Raw genomic sequence first — 19,045 nt, 5'->3', positions numbered from 1 at the left:
GCCCATGCGCCGCCTGCGGCAGCTCGCGCAACGCACGCCGCCGGGGCGGGAGCGCTACATCGACCTGCTCCGGGCGCTCGCCATCACCATGGTCGTGCTCGGCCACTGGGGCGTCACCGCGATCGGGTACGACGACGGCCGTCCCGCCGGCCACTCGGCGCTGGCGGACCTGCGCTGGGCCTGGCCGCTGACCTGGGTGGCCCAGGTGATGCCGGTGTTCTTCCTGGTCGGCGGCTACGCCAACGCCGCCTCGCTGGCCGCCCGCCGGCGCCGGGGCGGGTCGGCGGCCGGATGGCTGGTGGACCGCAGCGCCCGGCTGATCCGGCCCACCACCGTGCTGCTGCTGGTCCTGGCCGCGGGCGCGGGGATCGCCACTCTGCGCGGCGCCGACCCGGGGCAGGTTCGCGCCGTGGTCTGGTTCGCCACCATCCCGCTGTGGTTCCTGGTGGCCTACGTCGCGGTGGTGGCGCTGACCCCGCCGATGGAGGCGCTGCACCGCCGGTTCGGACTCGCCGTGCCGGTGGTGCTCGTGGTCCTCGTCGCGCTCGGCGACCTCGGCCGGCTCCTCGGCCCGGCCGTGCTCGCCGACGGCAACTACCTGTTCGGCTGGCTGGCCGTACACCAGCTCGGTTTCGCCTGGTACGACGCCGCCCGGGCGGACACCCGCGCCGGACACGCCGCGCCGCGGGGCCTGCTCCGCCGCCGGCTGCCGCTGTCCCGCCGGGCCGGCGCGGTCCTGCTCGGCGGTGGCCTGGTCGCGCTGGTGCTGCTCACGGTGGCCGGGCCGTACCCGGTGGCGATGCTCCACGTCCCCGGCGAGCGGCTGGACAACGCGGCGCCGCCGAGCCTGGCGCTCCTCGCCGCGGCCGCCGCCCAGCTCGGCCTGATCCTGCTGCTGCGGCACCCGGCCGGGCGCTGGCTGCGCCGGTCCGGCCCCTGGCAGGCGGTGCTCGCGGTGAACGCCGTGGTGCTCACCCTGTTCCTCTGGCACCTGACCGCCGCGATCCTGCTCGTCGGCCTGCTGGACCGGCTCGGCGTGCTGCCCACTCCCCCGGCCGGCTCGGCGGCCTGGTGGGCGTGGCGCGTACCGTGGCTGCTCGCGCTGGCCGCGGTGCTGGCCGTGCTGGTCGCCGTCTTCGGCCCGGTCGAGGCCCGCACCCGCCGCCCGGCCGCGACCGGGCCGGCCGGGGCGGGCGGCCGGCGGCTGCGCGCCGCTCTGGCCGTCGCCGGGTACGCGGGCGTGCTCGTCGGCCTGCTGCTGAACAGCCTCGCACCCGAGGAGGCACCGGAACCGCTGGGCCTGCCCGCCCCGGCGCTCGTGGCGTACCTGGCCGGGGCGGGTCTGCTGCGACTGCTCAGGTCCGGACTGCGCCGGCCGGGTTGACGCTCACGCCTCGATCGAGGCGCGGATCGCGTCGACCAGGATCGCCAGGCCCTCCCGCGCCTCCTCCTCGGTGAGCGTCAGCGGCGGGCCCATCCGGATCACGTTGCCGTACAGGCCGCCCTTGCCCACCAGCAGACCGCCGGCCCGGCACGCCTCGAAGACGCGGGTGGTCAGCGCCGCGTCCGGCTCGACGGTTCCCGGGTGGACGAACTCGACGGCGAGCATCAGGCCCTTGCCGCGTACCTCGGCGACCTGCTCCAGCCCGGCGGTGGCCGCGCGCAGGCCATCGCCGAGGATCGCGCCGACGCGGGCGGCGTTGCCCTGGAGATCGTGGTCGAGCAGGTAGTCGAGCACCGCGTTGCCGGCGGCGGTGGAGACCGGGTTGCCGCCGAAGGTGGAGAAGCTGATCGCCGGCACCGACTCCAGCACCTCGGCCCGGCCGACCACGCCGGCGAGCGCGAAGCCGTTGCCGATGCCCTTGGCGAAGGTGAGCAGGTCCGGCGTCACGCCGTGCGCCTGGTAGCCCCAGAAGTGCTCACCGGTACGACCCCACCCGGTCTGCACCTCGTCGCTGATCAGCAGGATGCCGTGCTCGTCGAGCACCTTCTTCCAGGCGGCGAAGAGCCCGTCCGGGCCGTGCACGAAGCCGCCCACGCCCTGGACGGGCTCGGCGATCAGGCAAGCCACGTCGCCCGCGGTCTGGGTGGCGAGCACCTCGCGCAGGTCCTCGACCGCCGCGTCGACCCGGTCGGCGGCGTCGAGCCGGGCCAGCAGGCCGCGCAGCCGTTCACCGGAGTGCAGCCAGGCCACCTGCAACGGGTTGAGCGCGCTGGCCGACCAGCCGCGGTTGCCGGTGACGCCCATCGTCGCGTACGACCGGCCGTGGTAGCTGTTGCGCACCGCGAGGATCTGGTGCGAGCGCCGGTGGTTGGTGGCGACCAGCAGCGCGGCCTCGTTCGCCTCGGTGCCGGAGTTGGTGAAGAAGACGCGGGCGTCCGGGATGCCGGAGAGCCGGGCGATCTTCTCGGCCAGCTCGACCTGCCGGCGGATCAGGTAGAGCGTGGAGGTGTGCACGAGGCCGGTCCGCAGCTGCCGCTCGACCGCCTCCCGGATCTCCGGGATGTCGTGACCGACCATCGTGGTCAGCACACCGCCGAAGAAGTCCAGATAGGTCCGGCCGGCCGCGTCGGTGACCCGGCGGCCGGAACCGGCGACGAGTTCCAGCGGTTCGGCGTAGTAGAGCGGCATCCAGGACGGGAGCACGGCCCGGTGCCGGGCCAGCAGGTCGTCGGAGGTCATCGGCGCACCCTTCAGCGGCGGTAGTCTCCGCACGCTGCCACCACGGTGCGGCGGGGACAAGTGCCACGGTGGCGCGACCACGGGCCGGTGCCCGGCGGATCGCCGGCCACCGGCCCGAGAGCCGGGTGTCAGTTGACGTAGACGGCCGGGCTACCGGTCTTGCTGGTGTCCTTCACCGGCGAGTACGCCGCGGTGAAGTACGCGGTGCCGAAGCACAGCGACGGGCCGGAGAACTTGGTCAGGGGCTGATTGGTGAAGGTGATCGAGTTGGTGGCGTTGGACGCCGTACCGGTCAGCGTGTTCGTGCTGGTGCGGTAGACGCAGGTGATCGTGCCGAGCAGGGAGTTGAGCACGACGGTGCTCTGGATCGGCGCCGCCGTCGTCCCGGAGATCTTGACGACGCCGGCGCTGGTCACCGAGGTGGTGTAGGGCAGGTTGTTGACAGTCACGCTCTGCACGCCGGTGGTGCCGAAGACGTTCGTCGTGCAGCTGGTGAACGACTGCGCGGTGAGGCTCTCGGTCGCGGTGCCGGGTGCGGTCGGGTTGGTCAGCACCTTGGCGCTGAAGCTGGACGCGGCGCACTTGATGCCGGTGGTGCCGCTGGTCGAGGAGTAGAACGTGGCGTTGGTGCCGCTGCGCAGGCTGGCCTGGATGACGTCGCCCACCGACACGGCGGTGCCGGCGACGGTCGGGTAGGTCAGCACGGCGCTGGCGAGCGAGGTGGTGGGTGCGGCGGTGGCGGGGGCGGCGCCGACCAGACCGGTCAGCAGCGCCAGGGCGGCGAGGCCCGCGCCGATGCGTCCGTACCTGGGCATGGTTGTTCCTTCCGGCGGTGGGACAGGAAACGGTGCCGGCGGCGTCCGGAGCGGACGGAGCCGGTGGGTGCGGCGGCCGGGATCGGTCCGCCGCAGGTGGTGGTGCGCCGTGGCGGCCTCAGCGGGCCGGGCGGCGTGGCGCAGTGCGGCGTCGCCGCGTCACCTGGGTCTCTCCGGCCTTGGGGGGACGGGTCCGCGCGGCGATAATGGCAGCCATCCGGCCCTCCTTCGACGCGTTCGGGTGACCGATCAGGAGAGATCACCAGCGGTGACGAGGCGTGAACTGAGCGTGTCGAAAGTTATAAACCCCGGAGGGTCGTAAAGTCAACGCATCAAGAAAGGTCGATGAGTGACAGTCCCGAGCCCGCCGTCGCCGGCGCCCGTACCCCTGCCGGGCGCCCGCCACGGCCGCGACCCGGACCGCGCCATCAAGCGCGGCCCGCGCCGCGTGCCGGCCGAGGAGGTGGCGGCGACCCAGCGGGACCGCCTCTTCGACGGGCTGGTCCGGGAGGTCGCCACCCGGGGGTACGACAACGCCCGGGTCAGCGACATCTGCCACGCCGCCGGGGTCACCCGGCCCGCGTTCTACACGCTGTTCAGCGGCAAGCAGGACGCGTTCCTGGCCGCGTACCGGCACGGCATCGCCGTGGTGTCGCACCTGATGGAGGACGCCTACCGCGACGCCGGCCCGGAGTGGCCGGAGGCCGTCCGGGCGGCGCTGCGCACGCTGCTCGACGTGCTGGCGAGCGTGCCCGCCTTCGCCCGGATGGCGCTGGTCGAGGTGGACGCGGCCGGGCCTGATGCCCGCCGGGAGCGCGACGCGCTCCTGCGCAGCTTCCGCCGGTTCTTCGCCGGCGCCGGACCGGAGCCGGCCGACCTGGACCGCGAGGCACTGTTGTCCACAGTGGTCGGCGGAATCCACGCCACCATCCGTGAGCGGGTGGCGCAGGGGCGGGCCGAGGAGCTGCCGCTGCTGCTGCCGGCCCTCACGTACGCGGCCGTCGCGCCGTTCCTCGGACCGCACGAGGCGGGTCGCATCGCCCGCACGGGGAGGGCGGACGACGGTCCGGCCGCCACCGCGCCCTGCGCGCCCGGCCAGCCCTGAGCGGTGAGAAACCGCAGCGGTTTTTCACTTTGGCCGCTTTTGGCAAATACCGACCAATGATCTGCTACAGGCAGTTGACCGCCCCTTTACTCAGCGGTAACTTCGGCCTGCGCCCCTCGGCGCGCATCATGCGAAGCCAATTCGCATCGTCGCAGATGAATTGATCTCGAAAGGGGCCGGCATGTCGGAGCAGATCGAGCAGATCGAGGCCGATCAACCACGAAGCGGCGTACGCTGGCGCCGGTTCGCCGTCACGCTCGGCGCCGTGACGGCCGGGGCGGCCGGCATGGTGGTGCTGACCGCGCAGGGTGTGCTCGGCGCGCAGTTCGCCATCTCGGGCATGCCCTTCACCGTCACCGCCGACAAGCTGGAGGGCACCGGGTTCGAGCAGTTCGCCACGCTCGACCAGATGATCCCGGACAGCCCCAACCAGGGCGACACCGGCGGGCAGGTGCTCGTGATCGTCTCCGCGATCGACAAGGCCGAACTGACGAATCTGTGCCAGAGCATCAACCTGGGCGGAACCAACCTGCGGATCACCGCCGGCAATTCCGGAAAGCCCGTCACCGCGCGCACACTCGTGGTCGACGGCGACGAGATCGCCGGTAACGCCTCCTTCAAGAACATCGACGTCGGTCAGGACGCCAGCACCGTCGACAAGGTCCCCGGCGTCAAGGGCAACCCGGGCGTGTTCGCCCAGCAGGCCGACACCGTGACCATCACCAACCTGCGGCAGAACAACTACGCCACCACCGCCGCCGTCTTCACACTGCCCAACCTGCGCATGGGCTTCAGCTCCGAAGGGTGCTGACGTGACCGCGGGACAGCACTCGGCGCCCGCCGCCGGCGTCCGCACACGCTGGCGGCGCTGGCGCCGGGCCCGGCCGTTCACCGCCGGGCTGCTCATCGCGCTCGGCGGCGCGGAGATGCTCGTGACGCTGCGCGCGCCGCTCGGGGTGCTGCTGCACGTCGGGCCGCAAGGGCTGGCCGCGTACCTGGTCCCGGCCGTCCTGGTCATCTGCGGCGTGCTGCTGATCACCACGCCGCAGCAACGCGTCTTCTACGCGGTGCTCTCCCTCGTGCTCGGGCTGGTCTCCTGGCTCACCTCGAACCTGGGCGGGTTCCTGATCGGCATGCTGCTGGCGCTCGTCGGCGGCGCGCTCGCGTTCGCCTGGACGCCGGTCAAGCGGCGCCCGGCCCACGCCGGCCCGGAGGCGACGCCCGCCGGGACGACGTCCGCCGGTACGGCGCCCGCGCCGCGCGAGCCGGTCGACAGTTCGGCGCCCACGGAGTCGCTCGACGCGATCCTCTCCGGCGAGCCCGGCCCGCCGGGGAACGCCCGCGCGGAGCGCGGCTGACCGCTCAGCGGGCGGTGTCGGCCACCGCCTGCGCGAACACCTCGGAGCGGTGCTCGAAGTTGCGGAACCGGCCGTAGCTCGGCGCCGCCGGGGACAGCAGCACCACCCCGCCCGCCGGGGTCAGCTTGCGGGACAGCCCGACGGCGGCGACCAGGTCGTCGGCCAGCTCGGTACGCACCGACGGCAGCCCGGACAGCGCCTCCACGATGCGGGGGCCGCTGTCCGGCACGCCGATCACGGTGATCTCCCGGTCGGCCAGGTGCGCGCGCAGCGGGCTGTAGTCCAGCCCTCTGTCGGCGCCGCCGACGATCACCGTCAACGGCCGACCCTCGTACGCGTCGATCGCGTGCATCGCCGCGTACGGGCTGGTGGCGAGCGTGTCGTCGACGAACGTCAGCCCGGACGGGTCGGCGATCTCGGTGAGTCGGTGCGCCAGGCCCTGGAACTCCGCGACCGCCACCGCGAGGCTGTCCTTGCGCGCCACCACGTCGACGCCGAGCGCGTCCAGCACCGCGAGGGCGACACAGAGGTTGCCCTCGTTGTGCCGGCCGACCAGCGGCAGCACCGCGCGCGGGAACAGCGGCGTGTCCCGCAGGTGGAACCACTGCGTACCGTCCGGCCCGGTGGCCACGTGCGTGGTGTCCGGCGAACCGGCCCGGACCGCGGCCCGGTCGCCCAGCTCCGCCGCCAGGCGCGGGTCGGCGCCGTTGACCACGACGGCGTGCGGACCGTGCGCGATCAGGTTCAGCTTGTCCCGGTAGTACTCCCGCTCGCCGCCGTGGGCGTCCAGGTGCTCGGGGAACAGCGCGGTCACCACCGCCACCCGCGGCGAGTCGGTCAGGTCGGAGCACTGGTAGCTGGACAGCTCCAGCACGTACAGCTCCGCCTCGGGCAGGTCCAGCAGCGGCACCCCGATGTTGCCGCCGAACACGTTCGGCCGGTCCATCGCGGTGAGCAGATGACTGATCAGGCTGGACGTGGTGCTCTTGCCCTTGCTGCCGGTCACCCCGACGGTGCGGTCCGCATGGTCGGCCATCCACAACGCGCTGCCCTGCGTCACCGGCACGGACCGGCGGCGCAGCTCCACCATCCACGGGTGGGTGTTCGGCACGCCCGGCGAGCGGACCACCACGTCGGCGGCGGCCAGGCGCTCGAAGCCCTCCTCGCCGGTGACGAGCGGCGCCGAGGCGGCGAGCGGACCGTCCCACGGCAGCGTGAGGAAGTTCGCGCTGTCGTCGACCACGACGAGGCCGGCCGGCCCGTGCGCGGCGATCGCGGTCACCGCGGCCCGGCCCTCGCGGCCGGCGCCCCAGACGGCGACATGACGTCCGCGCAGATCAGACAGGCGCACGGGCTCTCCTCGGACTCGGTCGACGCACGGCGGGCAGGGTCCGGCCCAGCCGGACACGGACGGACGAACCAGGGCCTAGTATGGCGTGTGCCCAACGAGCAGCTGCGGCGGATGGACGCCTTCACGTTCCCGTCCTACTCGATCGACTTCGCCACCGGCGAGGTCCTGTTCGACTACGCCCTGACCGGCCCCGACGGCGAGCAGCGGTTCACCGAGGTGATCACGCTTCCGCTGCCGGCCGAGCCGGTCGCCGACGCCACCGCGGCCACCCTGGCCCGGGTGCTGGAACTGCTGCACGTGGTCGCCGGCGTCAGCTACTACAAGGCCGCCGCGCCGCCCCGGCTGGTGCTGCCCGCACCGCTGGGCGCCGCCGCCGTCGAGCTGGTCACCGCCGTCTACACCAAGGGCCTCGCCGAGTACGCGTACCGCAACGAGCTGCCGCACGTGCTGCAACTGCGTCCCGAGGTGCCGTCCGGCACCGTGGACCCGGCGGTGCCGGTGGACAACTCCGACCGCCGTCCGCTCTCGGCGGTGGGTGGCGGCAAGGACTCCATCGTCACGCTGGAGGCGCTGCGCCGCGCCGGCCTGGAGCCGGTGCCGTTCTCGGTCAACCCGAACCACGTGATCGTGTCGGTGAACGAGGCGTCGGACCTGGTGCCGCTGGCCGCCCGGCGGCGCCTGGACCCGGTGCTGTTCGAGCTGAACGCGGCCGGCGCGCGCAACGGGCACATCCCGGTCACCGCGATCAACTCGCTGATCGCCGTGGCCACCGCGGTCCTGCACGGCCTCGGCCCGGTGGTGATGTCGAACGAGCGGTCCGCGTCCGACCCGAACCTCATCTGGAACGGTCACGAGATCAACCACCAGTGGTCCAAGGGCGTCGAGGCGGAAGGGCTCCTGCGTGCCGCGCTGGCCGAGCACGCCGGGCTCACCGAGCCGTACTTCTCGTTGCTGCGTTCCCTGTCCGAGCTGCACATCGCCCGCCTGTTCGCCGAGATCGACCGGTACGACGCGGTGGTGACCAGCTGCAACGCCGCGTTCAAGCTGCGCGATGCGAGCGAGCGCTGGTGCCGCGACTGCCCGAAGTGCCGGTTCGTGTTCCTGGCCATGGCCCCGTTCATGCCCCGCGAGCGGCTGACCGGCATCTTCGGCGGTGACCTGCTGGCCGACGAGTCCCAGATCCCCGGCTACCGGGAACTGCTCGGCATCGACGGGCACAAGCCGTTCGAGTGCGTGGGCGAGGTGGAGGAGTCGGTCGTCGCGTTGAGCCTGCTCGCCCAGCAGGACCAGTGGCGCGACGCCCCTGTGGTACGCGCCCTGGTGGCTGCGCTGCCCGACACCGCCTGGCAGGCGGCCGCGACCTCCGACGTGTTCACCCCCGGCGGCGACAACTACGTGCCCGCCCCATACGCCAAAACCCTCACAGCCCTGACCTGACCCACCCCGCCCAGTCGATCATGAACTTGACGGTGCGAATTCAGGGCGAATCACCGGCTCAACCTCATGATCACCGCCCGCACCCTATCGATCTTGGAGTTGTGGCACCTCTGATAACGGTGCTTAGCCGGCATTCTGGGCGCCACAACTCCAAGATCGGCGCGGCAGAGGCCGAGAGGGCGGGCAGGGTGGGCGGGGCCGGGGGGCGGGGGCGGGGGGCGGTCAGGGGGTGCGGATGGCGTCCAGGGCCAGCAGGGCCACGTGCAGGGACAGGCACCTGTCGACCGAGTCGAGGTCGGCGTCGAGGATGCGGCCGATACGGGCCAGCCGCTCGTAGAACGCCGGCCGGGACAGGTGCGCGGCGGCCGCACCGGCCGACTTGTTCCGCCCCTGCTCCAGGTACGCCCGCAGGGTGCCGAGCAACTGCTCCCGCGGGTGCTGGGCGTCGTAGGCGAGCAGCGGCCCGAGTTCACGCTCGACGAACGTCTGCAACCGGGGCTCGTCGCGTAGCAGGTGCAGCAGCCCCGCCAGCCCGACGTGCGGCAGGCGGTAGCAGGGCAGATCCCTGGGATCCCGCCGCGCCGCCTCGGCGACCTGCCGCGCCTCGATCAGCGACCGGCGCGCCTCGCGCATGCTGCCCACGCCGGACCCGGCCGCCACCACGATCGCGGCGCGGGGCGGCGCGTCGGCCGGTCGCGCGCTCCCCGACGTCACGGCCCGGCCGGCGGGCCGGTCGGGTGACTCCGACAGGCGGGACGCCGGAGTGCGGGCGGGGGCGACGTCGAGGCGTACCCGACGCAACGCCGCGGCGAACGCGGACAGTGCCTTCTCCTCGGCGGCGGCGTCGGGGAGCGCCAGCAGCGCGCCCACCGCCTGGTCGTCGAGCGGGCTGGTCAGCGCGGTGAGCTTGGCGTCGCGGACGGCCTGGCTGACTGCCTCGGCGAGGTCGCGCAACCGGGCCGGGCCGACTTCGGGGCCTTCGGCGTCGGCGTCGCGGCGCCCGCCCCGGCGGGTCGGGGCGGACTCGTCGTCGAGGGCGCCCGCGTCCCCGGCCGGCTCGTCGGCGCGGTGCCGGACCACGACGCCGACCAGGTGCCGGCGGTCCAGGACGACGCCGAGCGCCTTGGCGCGCAGCGCCACCTCGTCCACCGGGCGGGAGTGGTCGATCAGGGCGGTCAGCAGCGTGCGGTGGATCTGCCGTTCCAGGCCCTCGGCGTCGCGCCGGATCAGCCGGCCCAGGGCCAGCGTGGAGGCGGCCCGCTCGATCAGGATGGTCAGCCGGGTCGGCGGGGTGGACTCGGTCGCCGGCCAGCGCAGCAGCAGCCGTCCCCAGTCCTGGCCCCGCGCGCCGACGGTGGTGACGAGCCAGCCGCTGTCCGGGTCGTACGCGGTGCGCCCGGCCGGGCGGATCTGCCGCGAGTGCCGTTCCCAGCCGTCCAGCAGCAGTTCGGCGTTCTCCCCCGCCGGGTCGTAGGCGAGCACCTGCCGGGACAGGTTCTCCAGCACCATCGGGCAGCCCGCCAGCTCGGCGGCCTGCCGCAGCACCTCGGCCGGTTCGGCGCCCTCCACCGACAGGTCGGTGAACCGCTGGTGGATCTCCTCGGTGGCGCGCAGCTCGGTGAGCTGGGCGTCCACGATCAGCGCGTGCACCGCCTCGGTGATGCGGACGAACGGGGTGCCCCGGCGCAGCTCGATCAGGGGCAGGCCGCGTCGTTCGGCGGCGGCGGCCATCACCCGGGGCACTCCGCTGACGTAGCGGCGGCCCAGCTCGACGGCCAGCCCGGAGACGCCGACGTCGGCGAGGGCGCCGATGAACTCGCGGAGCCCGGCGTCGTCGCCCGGCAGCCCGATCCCGGTGGTGAGGACCAGTTCCCCGCCGCCGAGCAGGGTGGCGATGTCCGGCACCTCGGCGATGTGCACCCACCGCACCGGCCGGTCCAGCCCGGCGGTTCCGGCGACCAGGCGGGGCGCGCCGTTGCGCACGGGCACCAGGTCCAGCACCTCACGCACGGTAGGGAACACGGGCGACACGCTACCCTGCGTCACCACCGTTGCCGAAGGCCACACCGCCCGCCGGCCCGCCGAGAAGGCGGGGACCGGCGGGCGGGCAGACGGGACGAGCGGCGGTGATCAGTCGACGCCGAACTCCATCGCGGCGCGGTCGAGCGCCTCGTCCTCGGCGGTCGGCACGCCCCGGGACGCGATGGCCTCGGCGCCGCCCTGCGGCATGGCGCCGATCAGCCCGGTCGAGGCCGCCTGGGCGGCGCCGACGACCCGCTGCGGGGTGCCGCCGCCGACCATGCCCACGGAGGCGTACTGCTCCAGCTTGGCCCGGGAGTCGGCGATGTCCAGGTTGCGCATGGTGAGCTGGCCGATCCGGTCGGCCGGGCCGAACGCCGAGTCCTGGGTGCGCTCCATCGACAGCTTGTCCGGGTGGTAGCTGAACGACGGGCCGGTGGTGTCGAGGATCGAGTAGTCCTCGCCCCGGCGCAGCCGCAGCGTGACCTCGCCGGTGACCGCCGTGCCGACCCAGCGCTGCAGCGACTCGCGCAGCATCAGCGCCTGCGGGTCCAGCCAGCGGCCCTCGTACATGAGACGGCCGAGGCGGCGGCCCTCGTTGTGGTAGTTCGCGAGCGTGTCCTCGTTGTGGATGGCGTTGACGAGCCGCTCGTAGGCGGCGTGCAGCAGCGCCATGCCGGGGGCCTCGTAGATGCCCCGGCTCTTGGCCTCGATGATCCGGTTCTCGATCTGGTCGGACATGCCCAGGCCGTGCCGGCCGCCGATGGCGTTGGCCTCCAGCACCAGGTCGACGGCGCTGCCGAACTCCTTGCCGTTGATCGTCACCGGGCGGCCCTGGTCGAAGCCGATGGTGACGTCCTCGGTGGGGATCTCCACGGACGGATCCCAGAACTTGACCCCCATGATCGGCTCGACCGTCTCGATGCCGGTGTCCAGGTGTTCGAGCGTCTTGGCCTCGTGGGTGGCGCCCCAGATGTTGGCGTCGGTGGAGTACGCCTTCTCGGTGCTGTCCCGGTAGGGCAGGCCGCGCTCCAGCAGCCACTCCGACATCTCGGTGCGCCCGCCCAGCTCGGTGACGAAGTCGGTGTCCAGCCACGGCTTGTAGATCCGCAGCTGCGGGTTGGCCAGCAGGCCGTACCGGTAGAACCGCTCGATGTCGTTGCCCTTGAACGTCGAGCCGTCGCCCCAGATCTGCACGTCGTCGGCGATCATCGCGCGCACGAGCAGCGTGCCGGTCACGGCCCGGCCCAGCGGGGTGGTGTTGAAGTAGGCCCGCCCGCCGGAGCGAATGTGAAAGGCGCCGCAGGTCAGCGCCGCCAGCCCTTCCTCGACGAGGGCGGCGCGGCAGTCGACGAGCCGGGCGACCTCGGCGCCGTAGGTGTGGGCGCGGCCGGGCACCGAGGCGATGTCGGGCTCGTCGTACTGGCCGATGTCAGCGGTGTAGGCGCACGGGACGGCGCCTTTGTCGCGCATCCACGCGACGGCAACCGAGGTGTCGAGGCCGCCGGAGAAGGCGATGCCGACACGTTCGCCGATGGGCAGGGAGGTGAGAACCTTGGACACAAGGAAGATTATGCACGGCGTCGCATGGTCATGCAAGCCGGTCGGGCGAGCGGGTCCTCAGAGCGCGTCCTCGCGGCCCAGCTCCCAGAACGCCACCGCCGCGGCTGCGGCCACGTTCAGCGAGTCCACGCCGCGCCGCATCGGGATCACCACCCGCACGTCGCTGGCCGCCTGCGCCGCCGCGGTCAGCCCCGGCCCCTCCGCCCCGAGCAGCAGCGCCGCCCGCTCCCGCTGCGCCGGGGTCAGCCGCTGCATCGGTACGGCATCCGGCGCGGGCGTCATCGCGAGCACCGTGAATCCGGCCGCCCGGACCTGGTCCAGTCCTGCGGGCCAGCGCTCGAGCTTGGCGTACGGCACCGCGAACACCTCGCCCATGCTGACCCGTACGCTGCGCCGGTAGAGCGGATCGGCGCAGGTGGGAGACAGCAGCACCGCGTCGACGCCGAGCGCGGCGGCGCCCCGGAAGATCGCCCCCAGGTTGGTGTGGTTGTTGACGTCCTCCAGGATCACCACCCGCCGGGCGGCGGCGAGCACCTCGTCCGCCGAGCGCAGCGGCTTGCGGTGGAACGACGCGAGCACCCCCCGGTGCACGTGGAAGCCGGTGGCGCACTGGAGCACGTCCGGCGTGGCCGCGTACACCGGCGTGTCCCCGGTGTCCAGGTCGGCGAGCTGGTCCACCCGCTTCGCGTCGACCAGGTACGACCGGGCCGGGTAGCCGGCCCGCAGCGCCCGCCGCAGCACCAGCTCCCCCTCGGCGATGAACAACCCGTGCGGCGGTTCCCAGCGGGTACGCAGCTCCACGTCGGTGAGCGCGCGGTAGTCGGCGATCCGGTCGTCGTCGGGGTCGGTGATCTCGTGGACGGGCACCAGGCGATTCTGCCCGGCCCGCCCGGCCGCTCCGGCGCGGGCCGGGTTTCCGGCGCCCGGGGCGGGGAACGGAGGCGGGAGGCCGACGGCGACGGAGGAACCAGGATGGGCGCGGATCACGACGGCAACCTCCCCCGCGACGCCACAGTCGCCGACTACCTGGTGGCCCGGCTCGCCGAATGGGGCGTGCACCGCTACTACGGCTACCCCGGCGACGGGATCAACGGCATGACGTCGGCGTTGCAACGCGCCGAGGGACGGGCCCGGTTCATCCAGGTCCGGCACGAGGAGACGGCCGGGTTCGCGGCAGGCGCGCACGTCAAGTACGGCGGCGGCCCGCTCGGCTGCGTGGTGGTGACCAGCGGGCCGGGCGCGATCCACGCCCTCAACGGCCTCTACGACGCCAAGCTCGACCACCAGCCGGTGGTGGCGCTGCTCGGGCACACCGCGCTGCCCGCCGAGGGCGGCGGCTACTACCAGGAGGTGGACCTCCTCTCGCTCTACAAGGACGTGGCCTCGGCCTTCCTGGCCCAGCTCGACGACCCGTCCCAGGCCCGGCACCTGGTCGACCGGGCCTGCCGCACGGCGCTGGCCCGGCGTACCGTGACGGCCCTGGTTCTCCCCTCCGACGTGCAGGACCTGCCCGCGGTGCCGCACCCGCCGCACGCCCACGGCTACTACCACACCAGCGCGGTGCCGAGCAGCGAGCCGACGGCGCCGCCGGAGGCCGACGTGCGCCGCGCCGCCGAGGTGCTGCGCGGCGGCGAGCGGGTGGCGATGCTGGTCGGGCAGGGCGCGCTGGGCGCCGAGGAGGAGGTACGCCGCATCGCCGACCGCCTCGGCGCCGGGGTCGCCACCGCGCTGCTCGGCTTCACCGCCGTCGACCACCGCCAGCCGTGGGTCACAGGCGCGATCGGCCTGCTCGGCAGCCGCCCGAGCTGGCAGCTCATGCGCGAGTGCGACAGGCTGCTGATCGTCGGCAGCCAGATGCCGTACTCGGAGTTCTACCCGCCGGAGGGCCAGGCCCGGGCGGTGCAGATCGACATCGACGGCAGCCGGATGGGGCTGCGCTACCCGACCGAGGTGAACCTGACCGGCGACGCCGGGCCGACGCTGCGCGCCCTGCTCCGGGAGCTGGGCCCGGGGCCGGGCCCGACCGCCTGGCGGGCCACCCTCGCCGACGCCACCGGCAAGTGGCGGGCCTCGCAACGCGAGGTCGCCGCCCAGCCCGCCGACCCGGTCAACCCGCAGTCGCTGTTCACCACGCTCGACGACGCGCTGCCGGACGACGCCATGCTCGCCGTCGACTGCGGCACCGCCACCGCCTGGTACGCCCGGCACGTACGGGTGCGCCCCGGCATGTTGGCCAGCCTCTCCGGCACGCTGCTGTCCATGGGCGGCGGGATGCCGTACGCGCTGGCGGCGAAGTTCGCCCACCCGGACCGCCCGGTGATCGCGCTGCTCGGTGACGGCGCGATGCAGATGAACGGCGTCAACGAGCTGATCACTGTCGCGAAGTACTGGCGGGAGTGGGCCGACCCCCGGTTCGTCGTGCTGGTGCTCAACAACCGGGACCTCGCGTTCGTCAGCTGGGAGCAGCGCTCCGGCGAGGGCACACCGATGTTCCCGGACAGCCAGGACCTACCGGACGTGGCGTACCACAGGTGGGCGGAGGTGCTGGGCCTCGGCGGTGAGCTGGTCGACTCCCCCGCCCGGGTGGACGGCCTGTGGCAGCGGGTGCTCGACGCGGACCGGCCGGTGGTGGTCAACGCGGTGGTGGACCCGGCCGAGCTGATGCTGCCGCCGCACTTCACCGTCGAGCAGGCCCGCAAGACCGCCGCCGCCGTCATGCGGGGGGACAGCGACCGGGCCGGCATCGTGCGGCGCGGCGTACCGGCCGCGCTCGCCACGTACCGGCCCCGCCGCCGGGGCCGCTGAGGCGTCAGGCCCGCGCGTAGCGCAACAGCACCGACCGCCCGTCGAACGGGCGGGTCTCGACCAGACGCAGGCTCTGCCGGGCCAGACCGGGCAACACCTGCCGCCCGCCGCCGAGCACCACCGGGTGCACGATCACCTCGAAGGTGTCGACGAGCCCGAGCCCGAGCGCGGCCAGCGCCGTCGCCGCGCCGGTGCCGCCGGTGACCAGCAGGTCGCCGGGGAACCGCTCGCGGACCTCGGCGAATTCCTTCGCCAGGTCGCCGCCGCCGACCACCAGGGCGCCGTGGGAAGCCTCGGTGAGCGTCCGGGAGACCACGATCTTCGGGGTACGTCGCCAGACCGGCGCGAACGCCAGGTCGTGCGGGTCGTCGGAGATCGACTCGACCTGCGGCCAGTAGGAGGACATCAGCTCCCACACCCGCCGCCCGTAGACGAAGGCGTCGGCCCGCTCGGCCAGCCCGATCGAGTACGCGGACAGCTCCTCCCCCATCTCCGGCCAGTCGAACTCCCCGTTCGGCCCTTCGATGAAGCCGTCGACAGACGTGTGCACCCCGTAGATGACGTTGCCCATGATGTGTTCCTCCGCGTTGCGGCGCGTCCCGGCCGGGCGCGCTCGCCGGTGGGTCGGAGCCGTCCGGCCGGATCCGACAACCCGGCCCGGACGACTGCCGGCCGGGCGGACGACTCCCGGCCGGCCGCTCCCGGCCAGGCTACGGTCCGGTCAGCCGCCGCTCGATCTGATCCGCCGTGGCGGTGGCCCCGATCCGGGCCGCCACCGCGTGGGCGCGCCGCCAGACGTCCCGGGCCGCCTCGGCCCCGGTCAGCCGCTCCACCGCCCGGGCCAGGTTCATCAGGGCCTCCATCTGCAGCGGCGGGCTGGCGCTCAGGTCGTCGGCCGCCTGTTCGAGCAGGACCCGCGCCCGCGCCGGCTCGCCCGACATCAGGCTGATCCGTCCCTGGGCGTACCGGGCGTAGGCCAGGTACGCCGCGACCCGCATCTCGCGGGCCTGTTCCAGGGCGGTGTCGGCGTACCCGGCCGCCTCGCCCAGCCGGCCGTGCCCCGCGAGCATCGCGGCGACCTCGCTGAGCAGCGCCACCTCACCGAGCCGGTCACCGTGCCGCCGGACCAGATCCAGGGCCTCCAGGTACGCCGCCCGGGCCTCGTCCACCGCGCCCCGGTGGTCGTGCCAGCGGCCCGACGCGCGCAGTCCGAACGCGAGCGGCCGGGGCGTGCCGACGGCCCGCAGCAGAGCGACGGCCCGGGCGAGCGTCTCCCCGGCGGCCGGATCGCCTTCCTGAAACTGGAGGACGCCCAGCCGGGCGAGTTTCGGTCCGGCGGCCACCTCGTCACCGGCCTCCTGGTACAGCTCGATAGAGCGGACCAGGCTGGCGCGTGCCGCCGGCCGGTCGCCCAGCCCTTCGTACACCTGGTTCTCGACGCCGGCGATGTCGGCCCGCAGCCAGGGCTGGTCGAGCGTCTCGGCCGCCGCCGCGGCGGCCTGCGCGTAGCCGAGCGCGGCCTCCAGGTCGCTGCGCGCCAGGGCCGCGAACGCCACGCAGAGCCGGAGCCGGGCGATCCCCTCGGGGTGCCGCCGGCGCTCGGCGGCCGCCAGCCCGGTCTCGGTGACCCGGGTCAGGTCGTCCAGCCGGGCATCGACGAACAGGTAGTAGTCGCAGTGCCAGGCCAGCGCCCAGGAGTAGTCCTCCAGGCCGGGTGTCGCGGCGGCCTGCTCGATGCCGGCGAGCAGGGCGGCCCGTTCGGCGCCGAACCAGCGTTTCGGGTCCTTCAGGTGCTCGCCCGTGGGCGCCGGTGACCTCGGCAGGTCGGCGACGATGGCGGCGCCGCCCTCGTGACTCAGCGCCACCCGGGCCTGTTCGGCCAGCGTCAGCCAGGTGCCGAAGACGCGCCGCAGCACCGCCGACCGCTGCCGCGGCCCCTCCTCCCGCGCGGCGCGCTCCCGGGCAAAGGCGCGAACCAGGTCGTGGAGGTGATAGCGGACCTGGCCCAGCTCGTCCGGTCCGGTCACCTCGACCAGGTTGGCCTCGACCAGGCCGGTGACCGCGCCCGCAGCGCCCGCCTCGTCGTCGAGCAGGACGGCGGGCAGCCACGGCGGGGCCCGGTCGAGGTCCAGCACGGCGAACCGGCGCAGCAGCCGGCGGCCCGGCTCGTCCAGCGCCACGTACGCCGAGTGGAATGCCGCCCGTACGCTGCGGTCCGCGCGGGTGAGGTGGTCCAGCCGGTGCGAGAGTTCGGCGAGCTGCGCCGCCGCCTGCCGCAGCGACGGCACTCCGGGTATCGCCAGCCGGGCGCCCGCGATCCGCACCGCCAGCGGCAGCAGCCCGCAGTGGTGGACGACGTCCGACGCGGAGCCGGGTTCGGCGGCCACGCGGTCCGCGCCGATGATGCCGGCCAGCAGCCGCAGCGCGTCCGCCTCGGGCAGCGGGTCCAGCCGCAGCTGGTACGCGCCGTCGACGTCGACGAGCGCGCGCCGGCTCGTGACCAGCACGAGGGTGTCCGTCCCGGGCAGCAGGGGGCGTACCTGCGCCGCGTCGGCCGCGTTGTCCAGCAGCACCAGACCGGGCCGCTCGGCCATCGCCCCCCGGAACAGCGCGGCGCGTTCCTCCAGCTCCGCCGGGATCTGGGCGCCGGGCACGCCGAGCGCCCGCAGGAACCGCCCGAGCACCTCGACCGGAGAAGACGGATGGTCGTGTCCGTTCAGATCCACGTAGAGGTGCGGACCCGGGTACGCCGGGCCGAGCCGGTGGGCGATCCGGACCGCCAGGCTGGTCTTGCCGACGCCGGGCAGGCCGCTGATCGCCGTCACGGCGACCGCCGGACGCTCCGGAAGCCACTCCAGCACCGCCGCGATCTGCTCCTCCCGGCCGACAAAGTCGGTGAGGCCGGCCGGAAGCATCCGGACCGGCGGGCGTGCGGGCCCGTCCGGTCCGGCGGCTCCGGGTCGCGCTGCGGCGGCCTGGCGGGTACCGGAGCCGGCCGGGCGGTCCGGCGGCGCGACGGCCGGCCCGGCGTCGGGCGCCGACCGGAGGCTGGGGTCGTTGCGCAGGATCAGGTCGCGCAGCCGGGTCAGCTGCGCCGTGGGGTCGACGCCGAGCTCCTCGGCCAGGCGGCGGCGCACCTGGTCGAACCGGTCCAGCGCCTCGCCCTGCCGGTCCGCCAGGTAGAGGGCCCGCATGAGCTGACCCACGAGCGACTCCCGCCACGGGTACGCCTCGACCAGTTCGGTGAGCCGGCCGATGACGCTGTCGTACCGGCCGAGGCCCAGCTCCAGGCCGAGGCAGCGCTCGACCACAGTCATCCGCCGTTCGTCGAGACGCTGCGCCGCCGCGGTGAGCGCCGGCGTACGCAGGCCGTCGAGCGCCGGACCGCGCCACATCGCCAGCGCCTCGCGCAGCCCGGACACCGCCTCCTCCGGGGCGCCGCCCCGGTCGAGCCGCCCCTCGGCCCGGCGTACCCGTTCCTCGAAGACGTCCAGGTCGAGTTGACCGTCGGCGACGGTGAGCAGGTAGCCGGAGCCGTGGGTGCCGATCACGTCGCCGGGCAGGCCGGCGGCGCGCAGCGCCCGTCGCGCCGCCGCGACCCGGTTGCGGACCTGGACGTCAGCGCTCGCCGGAGGATGGGCGCCCCAGGCCGCGTCCATGAGACGGGACACCGGGACGATCCGGTTGGCTTCCAGCAGCAACGCGGCGAGCATGGCCTGACTGCGCGGGCCACCGACGCGGACCGTCCGCTCGTCGAGGCACACCTCGACCGGGCCGAGCAGCCGAAACATGACCGCCGGCACCATTCGCTCCCCCCGAAGCGCGCGGACCCGGGCGACCACATCGCCCTCCGGCCCCACCCTAGACGAGTTCGCGCGAGGTCAGGGGGCGGCGCGTACCAGCGGTGAC

14 protein-coding genes are annotated in these 19,045 nt (G+C 74.0%); 6 read left to right on the top strand and 8 right to left on the bottom strand.

Annotated features, from left to right (window positions below; translation table 11 throughout):
- The first annotated feature begins 4 nt into the window (after positions 1 to 4).
- Positions 5 to 1,384 (top strand): acyltransferase family protein, encoded by a 1,380-nt coding sequence (locus O7607_RS22450; RefSeq protein WP_269705151.1) that lies wholly within the window; start codon positions 5 to 7, stop codon positions 1,382 to 1,384.
- A 3-nt stretch (positions 1,385 to 1,387) separates the two neighbouring features.
- On the opposite strand, the gene O7607_RS22445 is transcribed toward O7607_RS22450, so the two are convergent.
- Positions 1,388 to 2,683: an aspartate aminotransferase family protein gene (locus O7607_RS22445; protein ID WP_269705150.1), complete on the bottom strand. Its 1,296-nt coding sequence runs from the start codon at positions 2,681 to 2,683 to the stop codon at positions 1,388 to 1,390.
- 128 nt (positions 2,684 to 2,811) lie between these two features.
- Positions 2,812 to 3,498, bottom strand: a complete 687-nt coding sequence (locus tag O7607_RS22440) for a Tat pathway signal sequence domain protein (protein ID WP_269705149.1) — start codon at positions 3,496 to 3,498, stop codon at positions 2,812 to 2,814.
- Positions 3,499 to 3,847: 349 nt separating this feature from the next.
- Here O7607_RS22440 and O7607_RS22435 point away from each other — a divergent pair, with 349 nt between their 5' ends.
- From O7607_RS22435 to O7607_RS22425, 3 genes are all read left to right on the top strand, one after another.
- Complete coding sequence (locus O7607_RS22435; protein ID WP_269705148.1) at positions 3,848 to 4,603, top strand: TetR/AcrR family transcriptional regulator; 756 nt, start codon at positions 3,848 to 3,850, stop codon at positions 4,601 to 4,603.
- A 181-nt stretch (positions 4,604 to 4,784) separates the two neighbouring features.
- A complete protein-coding gene (locus O7607_RS22430) occupies positions 4,785 to 5,414 on the top strand; it encodes a DUF6230 family protein (protein WP_269705147.1) in 630 nt (209 codons plus the stop codon).
- 1 nt (position 5,415) lies between these two features.
- Positions 5,416 to 5,961: a DUF6114 domain-containing protein gene (locus tag O7607_RS22425; protein WP_269705146.1), complete on the top strand. Its 546-nt coding sequence runs from the start codon at positions 5,416 to 5,418 to the stop codon at positions 5,959 to 5,961.
- A 4-nt stretch (positions 5,962 to 5,965) separates the two neighbouring features.
- On the opposite strand, the gene murD is transcribed toward O7607_RS22425, so the two are convergent.
- Complete coding sequence (gene murD, locus O7607_RS22420; protein WP_269705145.1) at positions 5,966 to 7,312, bottom strand: UDP-N-acetylmuramoyl-L-alanine--D-glutamate ligase; 1,347 nt, start codon at positions 7,310 to 7,312, stop codon at positions 5,966 to 5,968.
- Positions 7,313 to 7,399: 87 nt separating this feature from the next.
- On the opposite strand from murD, the gene O7607_RS22415 reads away from it, so the two are divergent.
- On the top strand, positions 7,400 to 8,749 hold the full coding sequence (locus O7607_RS22415; RefSeq protein WP_269705144.1) for a hypothetical protein: 1,350 nt from the start codon (positions 7,400 to 7,402) through the stop codon (positions 8,747 to 8,749).
- 222 nt (positions 8,750 to 8,971) lie between these two features.
- Here O7607_RS22415 and O7607_RS22410 read toward each other — a convergent pair whose 3' ends face one another.
- From O7607_RS22410 to O7607_RS22400, 3 genes are all read right to left on the bottom strand, one after another.
- Positions 8,972 to 10,771 carry a PucR family transcriptional regulator gene (locus O7607_RS22410; protein WP_442929498.1) on the bottom strand — a complete coding sequence of 600 codons (1,800 nt, stop codon included), beginning with the start codon at positions 10,769 to 10,771 and terminating at the stop codon, positions 8,972 to 8,974.
- Positions 10,772 to 10,879: 108 nt separating this feature from the next.
- On the bottom strand, positions 10,880 to 12,331 hold the full coding sequence (argG, locus tag O7607_RS22405) for an argininosuccinate synthase (RefSeq protein ID WP_269705141.1): 1,452 nt from the start codon (positions 12,329 to 12,331) through the stop codon (positions 10,880 to 10,882).
- A 57-nt stretch (positions 12,332 to 12,388) separates the two neighbouring features.
- Positions 12,389 to 13,201, bottom strand: a complete 813-nt coding sequence (locus tag O7607_RS22400; protein ID WP_269707064.1) for a TrmH family RNA methyltransferase — start codon at positions 13,199 to 13,201, stop codon at positions 12,389 to 12,391.
- A gap of 102 nt (positions 13,202 to 13,303) precedes the next feature.
- On the opposite strand from O7607_RS22400, the gene O7607_RS22395 reads away from it, so the two are divergent.
- Positions 13,304 to 15,136, top strand: coding sequence for a thiamine pyrophosphate-requiring protein (locus O7607_RS22395; RefSeq protein WP_269705140.1), 1,833 nt, complete (start codon positions 13,304 to 13,306; stop codon positions 15,134 to 15,136).
- 4 nt (positions 15,137 to 15,140) lie between these two features.
- On the opposite strand, the gene O7607_RS22390 is transcribed toward O7607_RS22395, so the two are convergent.
- Both O7607_RS22390 and O7607_RS22385 read right to left on the bottom strand, forming a co-directional pair.
- Positions 15,141 to 15,707, bottom strand: coding sequence for a dihydrofolate reductase family protein (locus O7607_RS22390; protein WP_269705139.1), 567 nt, complete (start codon positions 15,705 to 15,707; stop codon positions 15,141 to 15,143).
- A 139-nt stretch (positions 15,708 to 15,846) separates the two neighbouring features.
- A complete protein-coding gene (locus tag O7607_RS22385; RefSeq protein WP_269705138.1) occupies positions 15,847 to 18,927 on the bottom strand; it encodes an AfsR/SARP family transcriptional regulator in 3,081 nt (1,026 codons plus the stop codon).
- Between the last annotated feature and the right edge of the window lie 118 nt (positions 18,928 to 19,045).

Origin of the sequence: Micromonospora sp. WMMA1949, assembly GCF_027460145.1 — a bacterium.
GTDB lineage: Bacteria > Actinomycetota > Actinomycetes > Mycobacteriales > Micromonosporaceae > Micromonospora.
The sequence above is the reverse complement of the archived record's forward strand: the minus strand, read 5'-3'. Positions and strand labels throughout refer to the sequence as shown.